Raw genomic sequence first — 14,357 nt, 5'->3', positions numbered from 1 at the left:
CATCAGCATTGTTGTCGCCGACGCAATTATGAAGTCTGCCTGGTGATGATTCTCGCTTTGTCCCAGGCACGCTACGCTTTTCGGACACATTCATGCCGAGGAGTCGAGCAATGTCCCGTCCACCGCTGCCACCTTTCACCCGCGACAGCGCCATTGAGAAAGTCCGTCTGGCCGAAGACGGCTGGAACAGTCGCGATGCTGCCAAGGTGTCGCTGGCCTATACCCCCGATACCGTATGGCGCAATCGCGCCGAGTTTCCCCGTGGGCGAGCCGAGGTTGAGGCTTTTCTGACCCGCAAATGGAACCGCGAGCTTGATTATCGGCTGATCAAGGAGCTTTGGGCCTTCACCGAAAACCGTATTGCCGTGCGCTATGCCTATGAGTACCGCGACGACAGCGGCCAATGGCACCGGGCATATGGCAACGAGAACTGGGAGTTCGCCCCGGACGGGCTGATGCACTATCGGCACGCGAGCATCAACGAGCACCCAATCGCAGAAAGCGAGCGCAAGTTCCATTGGCCGCTCGGCCGACGCCCTGATGATCATCCGGGCCTCAGCCAGTTGGGGCTCTGAACCACGGCTAAGCGCACAGGGGCGCTTTGAGGCCTGCAAGCGGTGTACAGTAGCTGCACAACAACATCGCCAAGGAGCCCGCCCATGACCGTGACGCTGTCACCGCTGCATATCGATTGCGACTTCGATTCTGGCAACATCGAAGTCATCGACGCCAGCAATCCTGCCCAGGTCCGCCTCGCCATCCGGCCGGACACCCACAGTGGCCACTACCAGTGGTTTCACTTTCGCGTCAGCGGCCTGACGCCTGGGCAGAAACACCGGTTCAGCCTCGACAACGCTGCTGGCTCGTCTTACAAGAATGCCTGGACTGGCTACAACGCCGTGGCCTCTTACGACCAGCAGGCCTGGTTTCGGGTGCCCAGCCAATTCGATGGTACCGCCCTGAGCTTCGAGATCACGGCGCAGCAACCGCAGATCTGGTTCGCCTACTTCGAGCCCTACCCCCGTGCACGCCACAATCAACTGATCGAACGTGCGCTCGCCCTCCCCGGCATCACATTGCTGGCCAGCGGCCGCAGCGTCCAGGGTCGCGACATACCGCTGCTGCGCGCAGGCGACGGTGCAGCGGGCAAGCGCAAGGTGTGGTTCATCGCCCAGCAACATCCCGGTGAGCACATGGCCGAGTGGTTCATGGAGGGGCTGATCGACCGTTTGCAGGCTGGCGACGCCACTGTCCAGCAACTGCTGAGCCGCGCTGATCTGTACCTGATTCCTAACATGAACCCTGATGGTGCCTTCCTGGGCCATCTACGCACCAATTACGCCGGCAAGGACCTTAACCGCGCCTGGCAGAACGCCAATGTCGAGCTCACTCCGGAAGTGTTCTTCGCCCAGGCGCAGATGAAACAATATGGTGTGGACGCCTTCATCGACGTGCACGGGGATGAAGAAATCCCCCATGTATTCACTGCCGCCTGCGAGGGCAACCCAGGTTACACAGCCCGCCTCGCCCACCTGGAAGAAACCTTCCGCAACACGCTGATGAGCCTGACGGCAGACTTCCAGACCACCCATGGGTACACCCGTGACGCGCCAGGCCAGGCCAACACGACGTTGGCCTGCAACGCCGTGGGGATGGCGCACGACTGCTTGTCACTGACCCTGGAGATGCCGTTCAAGGACCACGACGATGCCCCCGACCCGCGCACGGGCTGGTCAGGGCTGCGCTCCAAGGCATTGGCGAGCGCCGTATTGGATACGCTCGCCGCGATGGTAGACGACCTGCGCTGAGCCTTCTCTCAGAACTGGACGTCCAGTACCACGCTGTCCGAGTAGCTCGCCGCCGGCGGCGTAGCCTGGTCGGTATAGACGCGGGCGTTGTAGTTGAAAACCTGACTGCCAGTGCCAGTACCCATGCCCGGGTTGACGTCGGCATCGGCACTGGCCCGCCTGGCGCTACCGCTCGCGCCCCAGCGAACGGTGCCGGCGCCCTTGTAGATGTCGTATGCCAGGTAATTGTTGGCAGCCGACTTCATGCGCCGCCGCCCGCTCAGCACGTTCTGCCCATCGCTGAGCCCGACGCTGTAGGCACTGCCTTTGGTACAAGAAACGCTCAGGCTCTGGGTTACCGTTGCGAAGGCGCTGACCACAGGCGCAGAACCGAAGTTGATATTCGGCGTAACGATCTGACAATCATTGGTCACCGTCAGGCTGACGGTCAGGTACTGGGTGCCTGATCCGGTATCCCGCCCGATGCACAATCCGCCCATCGAAAGCCCTTCACAATAGTTCCAGGTCCAATCCAGCTTGAGGGTCTCCCGATAGAGACCTGCCGCCACGTTACTCCCGATCTGGGTGCGAAGGTACAACGGTACAGTCTTGGGCGTACCGTTGAGCAAGCCCAGCAGGTCGAGGATACCCGTGCGTCCGTACTCGAATGCAACACCGCGGCTGATGGGAAAGTTGGTGGTGGCATCGGCGTAGAGCGTATACGGGATGACATCCCCTGTAGGGCCAAGCAACACCCCCGTGGACGGCTGTACCGTCAGCTTGAACGAGTCGGTGTTGCTGAGCACGCTCAATACCGTGCCATTGCACTGTAAACCGGCGTTCGCCGTGGATGCTGTCTGCACGGCGGTGCGAACCTGGGTTGAATTGAGGGCGCCGAACAGAGCGGGCGCGGTGGCCACCGACGCGCACTTGGCCAGGGCAGGCTCTGCGCAGAGCGCTAGAAACCCTGCGCAGAGCCAGGCTTGATGGCGGCTCACTTGCACACCAACGGCCCAATCAAAGGGATCGAGCCGGTGCTTTCTGGCAGGGTGAAGTCGACCTCGCACTGCCCTCCCCCCGCCAGTTCGACCTGCAAGCGGTTAGTGGCCTGCAAATTTTCCAGGTAAACCAGCCCATCCCACCCCACCACGGCCTGGGCGCCGCTTTGCACGTGTCTGACGCGGCTCCCCAGGCTCAGCGGTCGCTGATTGCCATCCACCAGTTCCAGGCTAGCTGCCTGCACCTGCTTGAGTTCGAAGTCGAGCAGATAACCGCTGCCACGGCGTACGGCAACGCGTTGCTCGACGTGCGGTGCCAGAATGTCAGGCGGCAAATCCATCGGGTCTATTTCATATTTGCCTCGGTAGTAGGCACTGCTATAGGGCACAAGCAGGTGACCGCGTTTGTCGGTGCGGCCTACCGGCTGGTTTTCGTATCGCACGGGCACATCGGCGTAGCCAGAGGTGCTGACCACGACGAACGCATCATCGATGCGGTTGGCCGCGAACAGGCCGGCGTCCATCCACACGATCGAGCCGCTGGCATCGGCCCACCGGGTCATTTCTCCACTGCTGCCGTAGACACCCGCCTGCAGCTGGACCGACTGCAGGCGCCAGGTGGCGTCGGCCTGGCGGTAAGCCTGGCGATCGCTACCGGTGGCATACCCGAGGTTGTAGCCCACCCCGGTACCCACCGGAACCGCCCGGCTGTAGTTGACCCGCTGCTGGTGCTGGCCGTCTTTGTTGCGTTCGATGCCCAAGGCCAGGGTGCCGGTCATGTCGAACGGAATCACCAGTTGCGCCTGCGCCGCCCATTGGCGATCACCCACCTCTCGGTTAGCAGAGAAGTAAATACTGCTGTTGCCCCACAGGGGCCTGCTGTAACTGAGGTTGATCAAACGTGTGCGGGTGCCGTCCCCGGCGCGCACATCGAAATAACCCGCGCCCAGGTTCCCGTACTGGTTGAGGTTCAAACTCAGCGTCACCTGCTCGCTGCTCCTGCTCAGCTGCATGTCGCGCCGGTCGATGCGGGTTAGGTCGGCGTAATCGCCATGGCGTTGCAGGCGCTGGTAGCTGAAACCCAGGCGTTGACTGTTGTATTGATAACCCAGGGCGATTTGCTGACCTTGGTTGCCTTCCAAACGGCTTTGGGCAAGTGCAGCATTGAGCACCCCGAACTGCCCTAGGCGCATGTTCGTCCCCAGGCCCCCGAGCATCAGGGACTCGGCCGTTTGCGCATGGGCCTCCAGCGTGAAGGTATCGCTCAGGCCGTGGCGCAGGCTGGCCGAGGCCACGCCTGGGCCGTATCCGAAGTCGCGCACCCCATAGTCACGCCTGAGACTGCCGGCTGCCACCGCATAGTCGGTCAACCCTTTTTGCAACAGGCTGCTGGTCACATAGAACGGCAGGGTCGTGGACACTTGCCTGCCCAGGGTGTCAGTGGTCACCACCACTGCCTCGCCGGCACCGTTGATGAAAGGGACGTTGGTCAGGGTATAGGGGCCAGGCTGCAACTCGGTGGTGCTGGCCCGGTAACCATTGATGAAAAGCTCAAGGGACGTTGGCACGGCCGCTTCGCCTGCGAAGGCGGGCAACGGGTAGGTCACAAGGTCTGGCCGGGCAGCAAAATCCCTGGATAGCTGCAGCCCGCCCAGGCGCACTGAGCTACTCCAGGGCAAGGCGGCGGTGATCAGGTCACCGGCCTCGACGGTCAGCATCCGTTGCTCGTCGGTGAAGCGCCAGGTGGTGTCGTAACGCAGGAATCCATCACCCGTGCCACTGCGCGTCACGCCGTTGAACGAGCGCCGCCACTGGCCAGTGCTGGACACGGTCCCCCAGCTGTCGAACACGCGTAGTTCATTCCAGGCGGCGAGGTAGGTGCCGCTGTCATCGGTATCGTTCAGGTACAGGTCATAGTTGAACAAGGCACCGAAGCTGCTGCGCGCATCGGTAGGCGGGTAAAGCGTGCGCTCACCGACTTGCTGGTCCGGCAACCAGCCTGGGGGCACATCCAGCCGCAGTTGCTGGTTCTGGCTGTCATATTCGGCATGCATCCCAGCAACGGCGTCCAGGGCCACGTCGCCTGAGGGGTCGCCGGGCAACGCAAGGCCTGCTGCGCGCAGCACGTCACTGCCTATGTAAAGGCGCCCGGCCTTTTGCTGCACCGGCACCAATTCAGCCTTTGGCATCTGGTTCACCGTGAGGTCCAGGTACAAGGTGGCATCGGCAACCGCCGACAGCTCCGTTGGCGGCGGCGGCAGGTCGTCTGCCAGCACCAGGGTAGAACCGGCCAGTGCCAGCCCCAGATACCCCAGGCGCTTCGTCGCGAACCTCTTCACGCATCGGTCCTGACCATTGCCGGGCCCTCCCTGGCCCTGTGACTTGCCTGTAACTTATCGACCCTGGTTGATGACGGCCGCCTCGCCCTGGCCGTTGACCCGGCCCTTGAGTGTTCCATCGGCCCCCACGGCCAGCGGCGCTGGCCAGCGCATGCTGGCCCCGGGCAGTACATAGCCCAGCAGCCCTTCTGCAACTGGTTTGGCCTGGTTGCCTTGCTGCACCACCACATCGGTCAGGCGTGCATGCACCGGGCCGGTGTTTCGCAACTCGATGTACGGCTTGCCCTGTATCATCACCGGCTGCCAGGTCAGCTGGGGCTTGCCTACACCCTGCTCGTTGCGCTCGCCGTTCGGGTCCGGGCGGCCCCACAAGCCTTCCCCGTAGACGAACAGCGGCACCGAGTAGCGCATCTGCAGGCGAATTGCGGCCGTGGTCCCGGCCTCGGCTTTGTCCACGGGCACTGCGGGGGGAATTTCGTCGATGATGATGCGGTAGGCCTGTTCCTGACCGGCAGGTGCCGCACCTGTGCGCGTCAGGCGAATGAGCTGCTTCTGACCGGGTGCGATAGTGGCCACCGGCGGGCTGCCGATGATTTCACGTTGTGCGCTGAACTGCTCCTCGAAGCGCCCCTGACGCCAGGCAAATACACGCACTTGAAGGCTTGCCGCCGCGGTCCCGCGATTTTCCAGCCACAGCGCCCCTGCCTTCTGTCCCGCTTCCAGCACAGGGTCAATGGGCCAGATCAGTACCGACGTGGCGGCTAACACCGGCTGGCCAGCCACGCTGCACATCAGCAACAAGGCTCGGATCCATTTGCTGCGTTCTCTCATGAAGCCCTCCTTGGACGGTATGGTGGCGAATCGACCGGTCACCAGGTCAATGTCACCTGGACCACGTCGGTATAAGTACCGGCAGGCACCGTTCCGGGTAGTTGGAGCCTTCCGTAGACTGGCAGCCTTACCGCTGCAGGGTCGGCATAACTCACGTTCACGTTTTGCCCAATGCCGATGCCCTGCGCCAACGCAGCATCCTGGTACAACTGGTAGGGCACTACCTGCGTGCCTCCCGTACGCTTGAGGTTGCGCACGCCTGCGTTCGCGTTCTGGCCAGCATCCAGGCTCATGCTCAGCACTACCCCTGGCGTGCACTGCAGCGTCACGCTCGAACCGCCCAATGCCGTACTCAGCACGGCCGTGGACAAGGCTGACTGCGTACCGTAGTTCAGAGTGCCGTACTGCGTGGCGCCCCCTATGACCAGACAACCGGCGACAACTTGCGCATTTACCGCGAAGGTACTGGTGGTGGCCGCACCCAGGGGGCCAGCCAGCATCAGCATGCACCCGGCAACGGTCCCTGCACGCCAAACGCGCATGCCTCAGAACGACAGCTCGACGGCGACGGTGTCGGTATAGACCCCCGCGGGCAGACCTGCCTTGCCACGCGCCTGCCCATAGAGGTTGACGGTTTGCGCGACCCCGGTGCTGGTCGGCAACGTGATCGTGCCGTCGATGGCCAGCAACTGCGTGCGCCCCGCATCGGTATAGAAGTCATAGGGAACGAAATTGCCGGCGCCGTCTGCCAGAGCACGGGTGCCCCCGGTGGACTGACCATCGTGGGCGCCTGCGCGTACTCGAATGGCCGGCACCGTGCCCGCTGAACACAGCACACTCAGTGCCCCGCCGCTGCCGCCGAGCACCTGCGCGTTGGCCGTACCGAACAAGGCATCCTGAGTGCCGAAGTTCAGGCTGCCGAAATTCAGGCCCGAGGTGCCTGAGCTGCCGTTGACCTGGCAAGCCGCAATCAGGGTCAGTGTCGAGTTTATGGTACCGGTGACGGTGGCTGCCGGCGCCTGGGACGCCAGCGCCATGCCCAGCCCGGCGAGGATGCAGCGTGAGAGGTGGGTTCGCATCGATATCTCCTTGATGGGTTACCAGTCCAGGGTCACTCTGAGGGTGTCGCGATACAGGCCAGCGGGTAGCGCACGAGGCTGTGCGACCAGCACGCCATAGATGGGAATGGGCATCTGCCGGGTGCTGCTGATGACGAAGGGCCGAGCCTGGCCGACCGGATAGTGGCTGCGGCCAGCAGGATCGACGGCCAGTTGGTAAGGGATCAACTCGCGCCCATTGCTCAGGCGGCGTATCCCGTCGTCGCCGTTCATGCCCGCATTGATGCTCACCCTGAACGCACGCACTTCAGGCGTGCAGCTGATCTGCAAGCTGCCCTGGGTGCCGACGTCATCCACTCGACTGCGCACGGGCTCTTCCCAATTGGGGCCTCGGGCACCGAAATCCATCAATCCAGGGTTGGCCAGTGTCGCCGGTTGCGTTTCATCGCTGCTGATCTGGCAAGCAGCGCTGATGATCAGTTGCGCCTGGATGAAACCGGTGCTGGTGCCGTGCGCCGCCCCGCCCGGTACGATCAAGGGACCAAGGGTCAGCAGCAGCATCGAGGAACGGTTCATGGCCTCACGTGCTTGTGCATGGGTTGACCTACCAGGTGACCGTCACTTTGAGCATGTCGGCATACCGCCCTGCTTCAGGGGCCCAGGCCAGCTTGTCCAGCCTCGCGTACAACGGCAGGTCGACCCAGCCGCTGCCAGGCACCCGTGATGATTGCGGCTCATCGACCAACATCGGCTGCCGCCCGGCCGCATCACGAAATAACCGGTAGGGAATGGGCCTGGCGCTGGAGCCTGACATGGCCAGGAACCGCACCGCACCGCTCCCACCATGTTGGCCAGCGTCCACGCGTACCTGATAGGGCGTGTCCGGGTTGCACTCCAGCCGCGGCACTGAAGGCCCCAACAGCGTTCCACTTCGAGATGCTTGCGGGCCATCCAATCGTGACACTGCACCAAAGTCGATGCGCCCGAGTGCCTGTGCTCCCGCCTCCCGGGCAGGGTTGACGAGCATGCAGCCGCGCTCCACCAACACCCTCACTTCGACCAGAAAATCTGCCGCCACGGCACTGCCGACTGGCAGCAGGCCCACAAGCGCGGCAAACAAGCGATTGTTCACGTTAGCGTCCCTGCCATTCAACACTCGTTTCAAGCCTAGCAGCGGGCTCACCTTCGAACCGGCCGACACGCCTGTTTTTTGGTATTAGCAAAAAAGCAGTAACGGCCATGGCAAGATCTGGACAGCGCGAAGCAGCCTTCATGCAAAGTGGGTTCAACGGCCAAGCACGGCAGGCGAGGCGATATTCTGATAGGGTATATCACCATTATCCTGCCCCAGACTCTTGCGGCATGCAGGGTCCCAAATGACAGGAGCGTTTTCTTCGATGACCACCGACCGAACCCTTGCACAGGCGATCGAACGCTGCGCTCAAGAGCCCATTCAAGTGCCGGGTAGCGTTCAGCCTCACGGTTTTGTTCTGGTGCTCGACCCCGAGCATCTGCAGGTCCTACAGGCGAGTGAAAACATCGTGCAGTGGCTGGGAACGCCCGCCGAATCGGTGCTCGGTTGCAACTTCGGCGAAATCGTCCAGGCCGGCTTTGACTTGCGCCAGCAGTTGGCGAGGCTGCCGGAGGACGAGGTCTTTCCTTTCCATATCGGTGATGTGCGCTTGCACGACACGGCACCTTGCCGGGAGGAGCTCCATCTGCTGGTACACCGGCACGATCAAGTGCTAATCGTCGAGTTCGAGCCGCACAGAGTGCCCGAGGACCTGACGGCCCAAGGTGATTACTACCCATTGGTGCGCACCTTCGTCAGCAGCCTGCACCTGGCGGGCAGCCTGGAAGAGTTGTTGCAGCAGACCGTGATTCAGCTCAAGCGCGTGACCGGCTTCGGACGGGTCAAGGCCTATCGCTTCGATGCCGAGGGCAATGGCCAGGTACTGGCCGAGGTTGCCGACGCAGGTTATCCAAGTTTCCTGGGCCTGTGCTTCCCTGCCTCGGACATACCGCGTCAGGCGCGTGAGCTCTATCGGGTCAACCGCATCCGCGTCATCGAAGATGCCAACTATCAGCCGTCTCCCTTGATACCGCCACTCAACCCAACCACCGGCAAACCGCTGGACATGAGCTTCACGAGCTTGCGTAGCGTATCGCCCGTGCACCTGCAATACATGCGCAACATGGATACGCTGGCATCGATGTCATTGTCCATCGTGGTGGATGGCAAACTGTGGGGACTCATTTCGTGCCATCACGCACAACCGCGATCGGTGGCCCTGCGCACACGTACCGCTTGTGAACTGCTGGCCAGCGTCCTGTCCCTGCAGATCGAATCCCGTGAAGCCCATGCCCGCACTCACCAGTTACTGGAATTGCGGCGGTACATCGTGCGGATGATTTCTTCCATGGCCGACCACGATAGTGTCAGCGAAGGCCTGCGTACGTTGCCCGATGTGCTCCTGGCGTTTGCAGGTGCTCAAGGCGCTGCGATCATTTCTGCCGAGCATTGCGAGCTGATCGGAGCTGTCCCGCCAGAGGCACAGGTCAATGCGCTGGTCCATTGGCTAGCCCGCCAAGGTGAAGATGTTTTCCAGACGGATAATGTACGCCGTGACGTCAGCGAGCTGCCCGAATTGGCCGAGCATGTCGGCGGCGTACTGGCAGTGGCCATCTCTAAAATCCACTCGCACTACCTGCTGTGGTTCCGCCCCGAACAGGTGCGTAGCGTCCAATGGGCTGGGCAGCCTACCAAGGAAGTCGCACCACTGGGCAACCTCGCGCCTCGCCATAGTTTCGAACGCTGGCAGGAGCAACTGCACGGTTACTGTGCACCCTGGGACCCGTTGGTCATCGAGGGCGTAATGGAGTTGCGCAATGCGGTCCTGGGTATCGTGCTGCGCAAGGCTGAAGAACTGGCGCAGATGGCCAACGAATTGCGCCGCTCCAACAAGGAGCTCGAGGCATTCTCGTATAGTGTTTCCCACGACCTGCGGGCGCCCTTGCGCCATATCGCGGGGTATACGGAATTGCTGGGTGAAATGGAAGGCAACGGTTTGAGTGAACGGGGCAAAAGGTTCTTGCAACACATCGGCGAAGCGGCGCATTTTGCCGGCAACCTGGTCGACAATTTGCTACATTTCTCGCACATGGGCCGCTCTGCCCTGCGCATGTCGGAAGTGGACCTCAACGCTCTGGTCGAAGCCATTCGCGCTGAACTGGCACCCGACTACGCCGGGCGTGAGATCATCTGGGACATCGCGCCGCTGCCCCGGGCCTATGGCGACCCGGCATTCATCAACCTGGCATTGAACAACCTGGTGGCAAATGCCATCAAATACACCCGTGGACGGACACCTGCCCGCATCGAGATCACAGCAGTGCAGCACCCAACCGAGACCGAGGTCTGTATCCGGGACAATGGCGTGGGCTTCGACATGGCCTATGCCAGCAAGCTGTTCGGCGTCTTCCAGCGCTTGCATCGCATGGAGGATTTCGAAGGCACGGGCATTGGCCTTGCCAGTGTTCGCCGCATTATTGAAAGGCACGATGGCCGTGTCTGGGCCGAAGGCCAGATCGACAAAGGCGCCAGTTTTCATTTCACTTTACCGCGCCCATCCGCGACACACTGAGGTACCGCACCTATCATGCTCAAACCCATCTTGCTGGTCGAGGACAACCCTCGGGACCTGGAGCTGACACTCCTGGCACTGGAGCGCAGCCAGTTGGCCAACGAAGTCATCGTGCTGCGCGACGGCGCAGATGCCTTGGATTACCTGTTGCGCCGCGAGGCCTACGCCGACCGCGACGACGGCAACCCTGCCGTGATTTTGCTCGACCTCAAGCTGCCGAAAGTCGATGGGCTGGAGGTACTGAAGGCGCTGCGTGCGTCCCCGGAGCTGCGCAGTATTCCGACCGTGATGCTGACCTCGTCCCGCGAAGAACCCGACCTGCTGCGCGCCTACGAACTGGGCGTCAACGCTTATGTGGTCAAACCCGTCGAGTTCAAGGAATTCGTTGCCGCCATTTCCGACCTGGGCATCTTCTGGGCGGTACTCAACGAGCCTCCACCCGGCTCGTTGCGCCTGAACCGTCGCGGCAACTGAGGCCTGCACCACGATGCAGTCTACCCCGCTGAATCTACTGATGGTCGAAGACAGCTCGATGGACGCCGAGCTCACCCTGATGCGCCTTGAGCGCAGCGGTCTGCGCATCCAGTCTCACCTGGTCTTCGATCACAACGGCGTCGAGCATGCCCTTCGCGAAGGGCGCTATGACCTGATCCTGTGTGATTGCGTATTGCCTGGGTCATCCGGCACCGAAGTGCTCTCGATCGCCCAACGCCTGGCCCCTGATGTGCCCTTCATTTTCCTCTCCGGTATCTACGGCGAGGAACATGCGGTAGAGATGATCCGCCTGGGCGCCACCGATTACGTGCTCAAGAAAAACCTGCCGTTGTTGCCCAAGGCAGTGCGCCGTGCACTCACCGAGGTGCAGGAGCGCCAGCGCAGACGCCGCGCCGAGGAGGCCTTGGCGGAGGTGGAAGCACGCGCGCGCATTGCTATCAACGCTGCGGGCATGGGGACCTGGGACTTGAGGCCCCAAGAGGGAGTGCTGGCGTGGGATGAACGCTGCAAGGCAATGTTCGGCCTGCCGCTGGACACCGAGATGAGCCTGGAGGTGTTCTACGCTGGCATTTATCCAGACGACGTGGAGATGGTTCGCAAAGCTGTCGACCTGGCCATGCTCCCGGAAAGTGGCGGCAACTATCGCATGGAGTTTCGCATCGTGCCGCCCGATGGCCAGGAGCCCCGGTGGGTCCTGAGCAGTGGCCAGAGCCAGTTCGTCGACGGCAAGTGCGTACGTTTTTCAGGTGTTCTTCAGGATGTTCACACCCAGCGCGTGGCCACCCAGGCATTGCGCCAACTCAACGAAATGCTCGGCGAGCGTGTCGAGCGACGTACCCGCGAGCGCGACCGTGCCTGGGAGCTCTCCCAGGACCTGCTGGCCGTGCTCAACCACGACCTGACACCGGTGGCGCTAAACCCAGCCTGGGAAGCCAGTCTGGGCCTTTCGCGTGAACGTTTGAGCCAGTCGTCGCTGTTGCACCTGCTACCAGAGGCGGATCAGGAACTGCTGCTAACCGAACTGGCGTCCCTGGCCCATGGGCGCACCAGCGCGCGTTTCGTTGGCCGGATTCTGCACGCAGGCGGCCAGCAGCGTTGGCTGTCGTGGGTCGTGGTACCCGAAGACACCCTGCTCTATGTGGTCGCGCGGGACATTACCAGTGAGCGTGAAACGGCAATGGGTTTGGCCGAGGCCAATGCCCGCCTGCGCGAACAGATCAGCGAGCGTGAGCGTATCGAGGCCGCCCTGCAACAGATGCAGCGTCTGGAGGCTGTGGGCCAGCTTACCGCGGGCGTGGCCCACGACTTCAACAACTTGCTGACTGTGATCCTGACTGGGGCGAGCTTTCTGGAGCGCGACCTGGTGAAAGCCGATGTCGAGAAGGCACGAACCAGGCTTACTCACATCAGGGAAGCGGGTGAACGCGGCGCCAAGCTGACCTCGCAATTGCTGGCATTTTCCAGGCGCCAACGGCTCGAACCCGTGCCGCTGAACCTGAACCGCACGCTTGATGGACTCGAAGAACTGCTACGCCGCACCCTGGGCGGCAATGTCTCTGTACGCCTGGATCTGGACAAATCACTCTGGCAGGCGCTTACGGACCCGACCCAGACCGAGATGATCATCCTGAACCTGGCGATCAACGCCCGCGACGCCATGCCCGAGGGCGGCCAGCTGACCTTGTCCACACGCAACACGCGCATCGATGACTTGCCACGCCGCCCGGAAGATCCAGACCCTGGCGAGTACGTCATGATGAGCATCCGCGACACGGGGTGCGGCATGAGCGAGGAGGTACTGGCCAAGGTCTTCGAACCGTTCTTCACCACCAAGGACATCGGCAAGGGCTCCGGCCTGGGCCTGGCGCAGGTCTTCGGGTTTGCCAAGCAGTCGGGCGGCGGGGTGCGCATTGATACCGCACCGGGTAGAGGCACCGAAGTGGCCGTCTATTTGCCTGCGGTGAAGGATCAGGTCGTGAGCGAACCGGAACCGCTGCCATTGACCCATACCATCACCGAGAGCGGCTACAACCGTAATGTGCTGCTGGTGGATGACGACCATCTGGTGCGCGACATGCTAGGCGATGTCCTGCGTCAGTATGGGTATCAGGTTCGCCAGGCACACAGCGGGGAGCAGGCACTGGCCCTGCTGGACGATGATATCGACTTGCTTCTCACCGACTTCGCCATGCCTGAGTTCAATGGCGCTCAGCTGGCCATGGCGGCCAGAGAGCGCTACCCCAACCTGCGCGTGGTGTTCCTGACGGGTTATGCGGAGCTCCAAGGGCTGGACTTGCCCGATAGCCTGGTCATTCAAAAGCCGGTACAAGCTGACGAACTTGCCAGGGCACTGAACGAGATGCTGGGTACAGCGAGCTGACGCATAGGTTGAGGATCCGCCAGGGACGGCTTTTGAAAAGAGGCGCTTTGCAGGATGCGCCTCTCGATCAAAGGAAATCTGCCGGAAAATTGCGAATCTCAGAAACGACGAATTCAGCGCTGGTAGCCCATGCACTGAAAATAGAGATGTAGAAAATGGCAGGGGCGGCTGGATTCGAACCAACGCATGGCAGGATCAAAACCTGCTGCCTTACCGCTTGGCGACGCCCCTGTATCGGATGCAGCTGAAGCTGCTCTGACAACTCCAAGTAACTGACAACGCGTTGTTGTCTTGGAATGCGCGGCACTTTATCAACAATGTTGGAGCTTGGGAAGCCCTCTGTTAAAAAAATTACCGAAAAACAGCGAGTTAGTCGTCAGCAACAATGCGGCAATACCGTTCGTCGCATTCCTGCCCCTTCTCGTCAACGCAATCGCAAACCTTCATTCCAATGGTTATCGCCACCGTCATGCCCCTGGAGGATGCCATGCCTGTTTCACACGATCTGTATCAAGACCTGCACTACCCTCGTGAAATCGTTCAACAACGCCGTCAGACCGATAAAGCCCTGGACCGCTTGCTCGACGAATATGTCGACATTGACAACCAGGTGCTGGCGGCCGAATCCATCTCGGCAGGCAATTTCGAGGACGAAGACCTTCGCCGTCTCAAGGAGCGCCGGTTGACCGTGAAGTACATGATCGAGCGTCAACTGCAACCCAAGGCATAAGGTGCCCGGGTGCGGTGACCTATCGCAGCAGGTGATCACTGACGGTCACTTTCTCGATTGGTCATACAGCCAAGGCTAGTGCAAGATTCTCGCTA

13 protein-coding genes and 1 tRNA gene are annotated in these 14,357 nt (G+C 61.6%); 6 read left to right on the top strand and 8 right to left on the bottom strand.

Annotated elements, in window-relative coordinates; genetic code table 11:
- Positions 1–110 precede the first annotated feature (110 nt).
- Complete coding sequence (locus ACF8GB_RS13940) at positions 111–575, top strand: nuclear transport factor 2 family protein (RefSeq protein WP_058637368.1); 465 nt, start codon at positions 111–113, stop codon at positions 573–575.
- Positions 576–659: 84 nt separating this feature from the next.
- Positions 660–1,808 (top strand): M14-type cytosolic carboxypeptidase, encoded by a 1,149-nt coding sequence (locus tag ACF8GB_RS13935; RefSeq protein ID WP_392527174.1) that lies wholly within the window; start codon positions 660–662, stop codon positions 1,806–1,808.
- 8 nt (positions 1,809–1,816) lie between these two features.
- On the opposite strand, the gene ACF8GB_RS13930 is transcribed toward ACF8GB_RS13935, so the two are convergent.
- From ACF8GB_RS13930 to ACF8GB_RS13900, 7 genes are all read right to left on the bottom strand, one after another.
- Positions 1,817–2,785, bottom strand: a complete 969-nt coding sequence (locus ACF8GB_RS13930) for a spore coat protein U domain-containing protein (RefSeq protein ID WP_392527173.1) — start codon at positions 2,783–2,785, stop codon at positions 1,817–1,819.
- Entirely contained in the window at positions 2,782–5,079 is a 2,298-nt protein-coding gene (locus ACF8GB_RS13925) for a fimbria/pilus outer membrane usher protein (RefSeq protein ID WP_153302532.1), read from the bottom strand. The genes ACF8GB_RS13930 and ACF8GB_RS13925 overlap by 4 nt, the downstream gene beginning before the upstream one ends.
- Positions 5,080–5,178: 99 nt before the next feature.
- Positions 5,179–5,955 carry a molecular chaperone gene (locus ACF8GB_RS13920; protein WP_197843968.1) on the bottom strand — a complete coding sequence of 259 codons (777 nt, stop codon included), beginning with the start codon at positions 5,953–5,955 and terminating at the stop codon, positions 5,179–5,181.
- A 38-nt stretch (positions 5,956–5,993) separates the two neighbouring features.
- Positions 5,994–6,497, bottom strand: a complete 504-nt coding sequence (locus ACF8GB_RS13915; protein WP_058603836.1) for a spore coat U domain-containing protein — start codon at positions 6,495–6,497, stop codon at positions 5,994–5,996.
- A gap of 3 nt (positions 6,498–6,500) precedes the next feature.
- Positions 6,501–7,034, bottom strand: a complete 534-nt coding sequence (locus ACF8GB_RS13910; RefSeq protein ID WP_058603835.1) for a spore coat U domain-containing protein — start codon at positions 7,032–7,034, stop codon at positions 6,501–6,503.
- 18 nt (positions 7,035–7,052) lie between these two features.
- Positions 7,053–7,589, bottom strand: coding sequence for a spore coat U domain-containing protein (locus tag ACF8GB_RS13905; protein WP_058637373.1), 537 nt, complete (start codon positions 7,587–7,589; stop codon positions 7,053–7,055).
- A gap of 28 nt (positions 7,590–7,617) precedes the next feature.
- Positions 7,618–8,145 carry a spore coat U domain-containing protein gene (locus tag ACF8GB_RS13900; protein WP_145255320.1) on the bottom strand — a complete coding sequence of 176 codons (528 nt, stop codon included), beginning with the start codon at positions 8,143–8,145 and terminating at the stop codon, positions 7,618–7,620.
- Positions 8,146–8,410: 265 nt separating this feature from the next.
- Here ACF8GB_RS13900 and ACF8GB_RS13895 point away from each other — a divergent pair, with 265 nt between their 5' ends.
- Genes ACF8GB_RS13895 through ACF8GB_RS13885 form a run of 3 tightly spaced genes read left to right on the top strand, consistent with a single transcriptional unit; the run spans position 8,411 to position 13,532 of the window.
- Positions 8,411–10,657 carry an ATP-binding protein gene (locus tag ACF8GB_RS13895; RefSeq protein WP_392474964.1) on the top strand — a complete coding sequence of 749 codons (2,247 nt, stop codon included), beginning with the start codon at positions 8,411–8,413 and terminating at the stop codon, positions 10,655–10,657.
- A 15-nt stretch (positions 10,658–10,672) separates the two neighbouring features.
- A complete protein-coding gene (locus ACF8GB_RS13890; protein ID WP_027914629.1) occupies positions 10,673–11,131 on the top strand; it encodes a response regulator in 459 nt (152 codons plus the stop codon).
- 13 nt (positions 11,132–11,144) lie between these two features.
- Positions 11,145–13,532, top strand: coding sequence for a hybrid sensor histidine kinase/response regulator (locus tag ACF8GB_RS13885; RefSeq protein ID WP_058637375.1), 2,388 nt, complete (start codon positions 11,145–11,147; stop codon positions 13,530–13,532).
- A 156-nt stretch (positions 13,533–13,688) separates the two neighbouring features.
- Here the strand turns inward: ACF8GB_RS13885 and ACF8GB_RS13880 are convergent.
- Positions 13,689–13,763, bottom strand: a tRNA-Gln gene (locus ACF8GB_RS13880).
- Between the two features lie 256 nt (positions 13,764–14,019).
- On the opposite strand from ACF8GB_RS13880, the gene ACF8GB_RS13875 reads away from it, so the two are divergent.
- Entirely contained in the window at positions 14,020–14,262 is a 243-nt protein-coding gene (locus ACF8GB_RS13875; protein WP_058637376.1) for a DUF465 domain-containing protein, read from the top strand.
- Positions 14,263–14,357 lie beyond the last annotated feature (95 nt).

This window comes from Pseudomonas sp. xss_4 (genome assembly GCF_043104125.1).
GTDB lineage: Bacteria > Pseudomonadota > Gammaproteobacteria > Pseudomonadales > Pseudomonadaceae > Aquipseudomonas > Aquipseudomonas parafulva_B.
This window is presented reverse-complemented; position numbering and strand designations above follow the sequence as displayed.

Bases quoted from the DNA above. Each gene is read 5' to 3' on its own strand.
- ACF8GB_RS13915 (WP_058603836.1), bottom strand. From the start codon at position 6,497: ATGCGCGTTTGGCGTGCAGGGACCGTTGCCGGGTGCATGCTGATGCTG.
- ACF8GB_RS13885 (WP_058637375.1), top strand. From the start codon at position 11,145: ATGCAGTCTACCCCGCTGAATCTACTGATGGTCGAAGACAGCTCGATG.
- ACF8GB_RS13920 (WP_197843968.1), bottom strand. From the start codon at position 5,955: ATGAGAGAACGCAGCAAATGGATCCGAGCCTTGTTGCTGATGTGCAGC.
- ACF8GB_RS13875 (WP_058637376.1), top strand. From the start codon at position 14,020: ATGCCTGTTTCACACGATCTGTATCAAGACCTGCACTACCCTCGTGAA.
- ACF8GB_RS13910 (WP_058603835.1), bottom strand. From the start codon at position 7,034: ATGCGAACCCACCTCTCACGCTGCATCCTCGCCGGGCTGGGCATGGCG.
- ACF8GB_RS13905 (WP_058637373.1), bottom strand. From the start codon at position 7,589: ATGAACCGTTCCTCGATGCTGCTGCTGACCCTTGGTCCCTTGATCGTA.
- ACF8GB_RS13895 (WP_392474964.1), top strand. From the start codon at position 8,411: ATGACCACCGACCGAACCCTTGCACAGGCGATCGAACGCTGCGCTCAA.
- ACF8GB_RS13890 (WP_027914629.1), top strand. From the start codon at position 10,673: ATGCTCAAACCCATCTTGCTGGTCGAGGACAACCCTCGGGACCTGGAG.
- ACF8GB_RS13940 (WP_058637368.1), top strand. From the start codon at position 111: ATGTCCCGTCCACCGCTGCCACCTTTCACCCGCGACAGCGCCATTGAG.
- ACF8GB_RS13935 (WP_392527174.1), top strand. From the start codon at position 660: ATGACCGTGACGCTGTCACCGCTGCATATCGATTGCGACTTCGATTCT.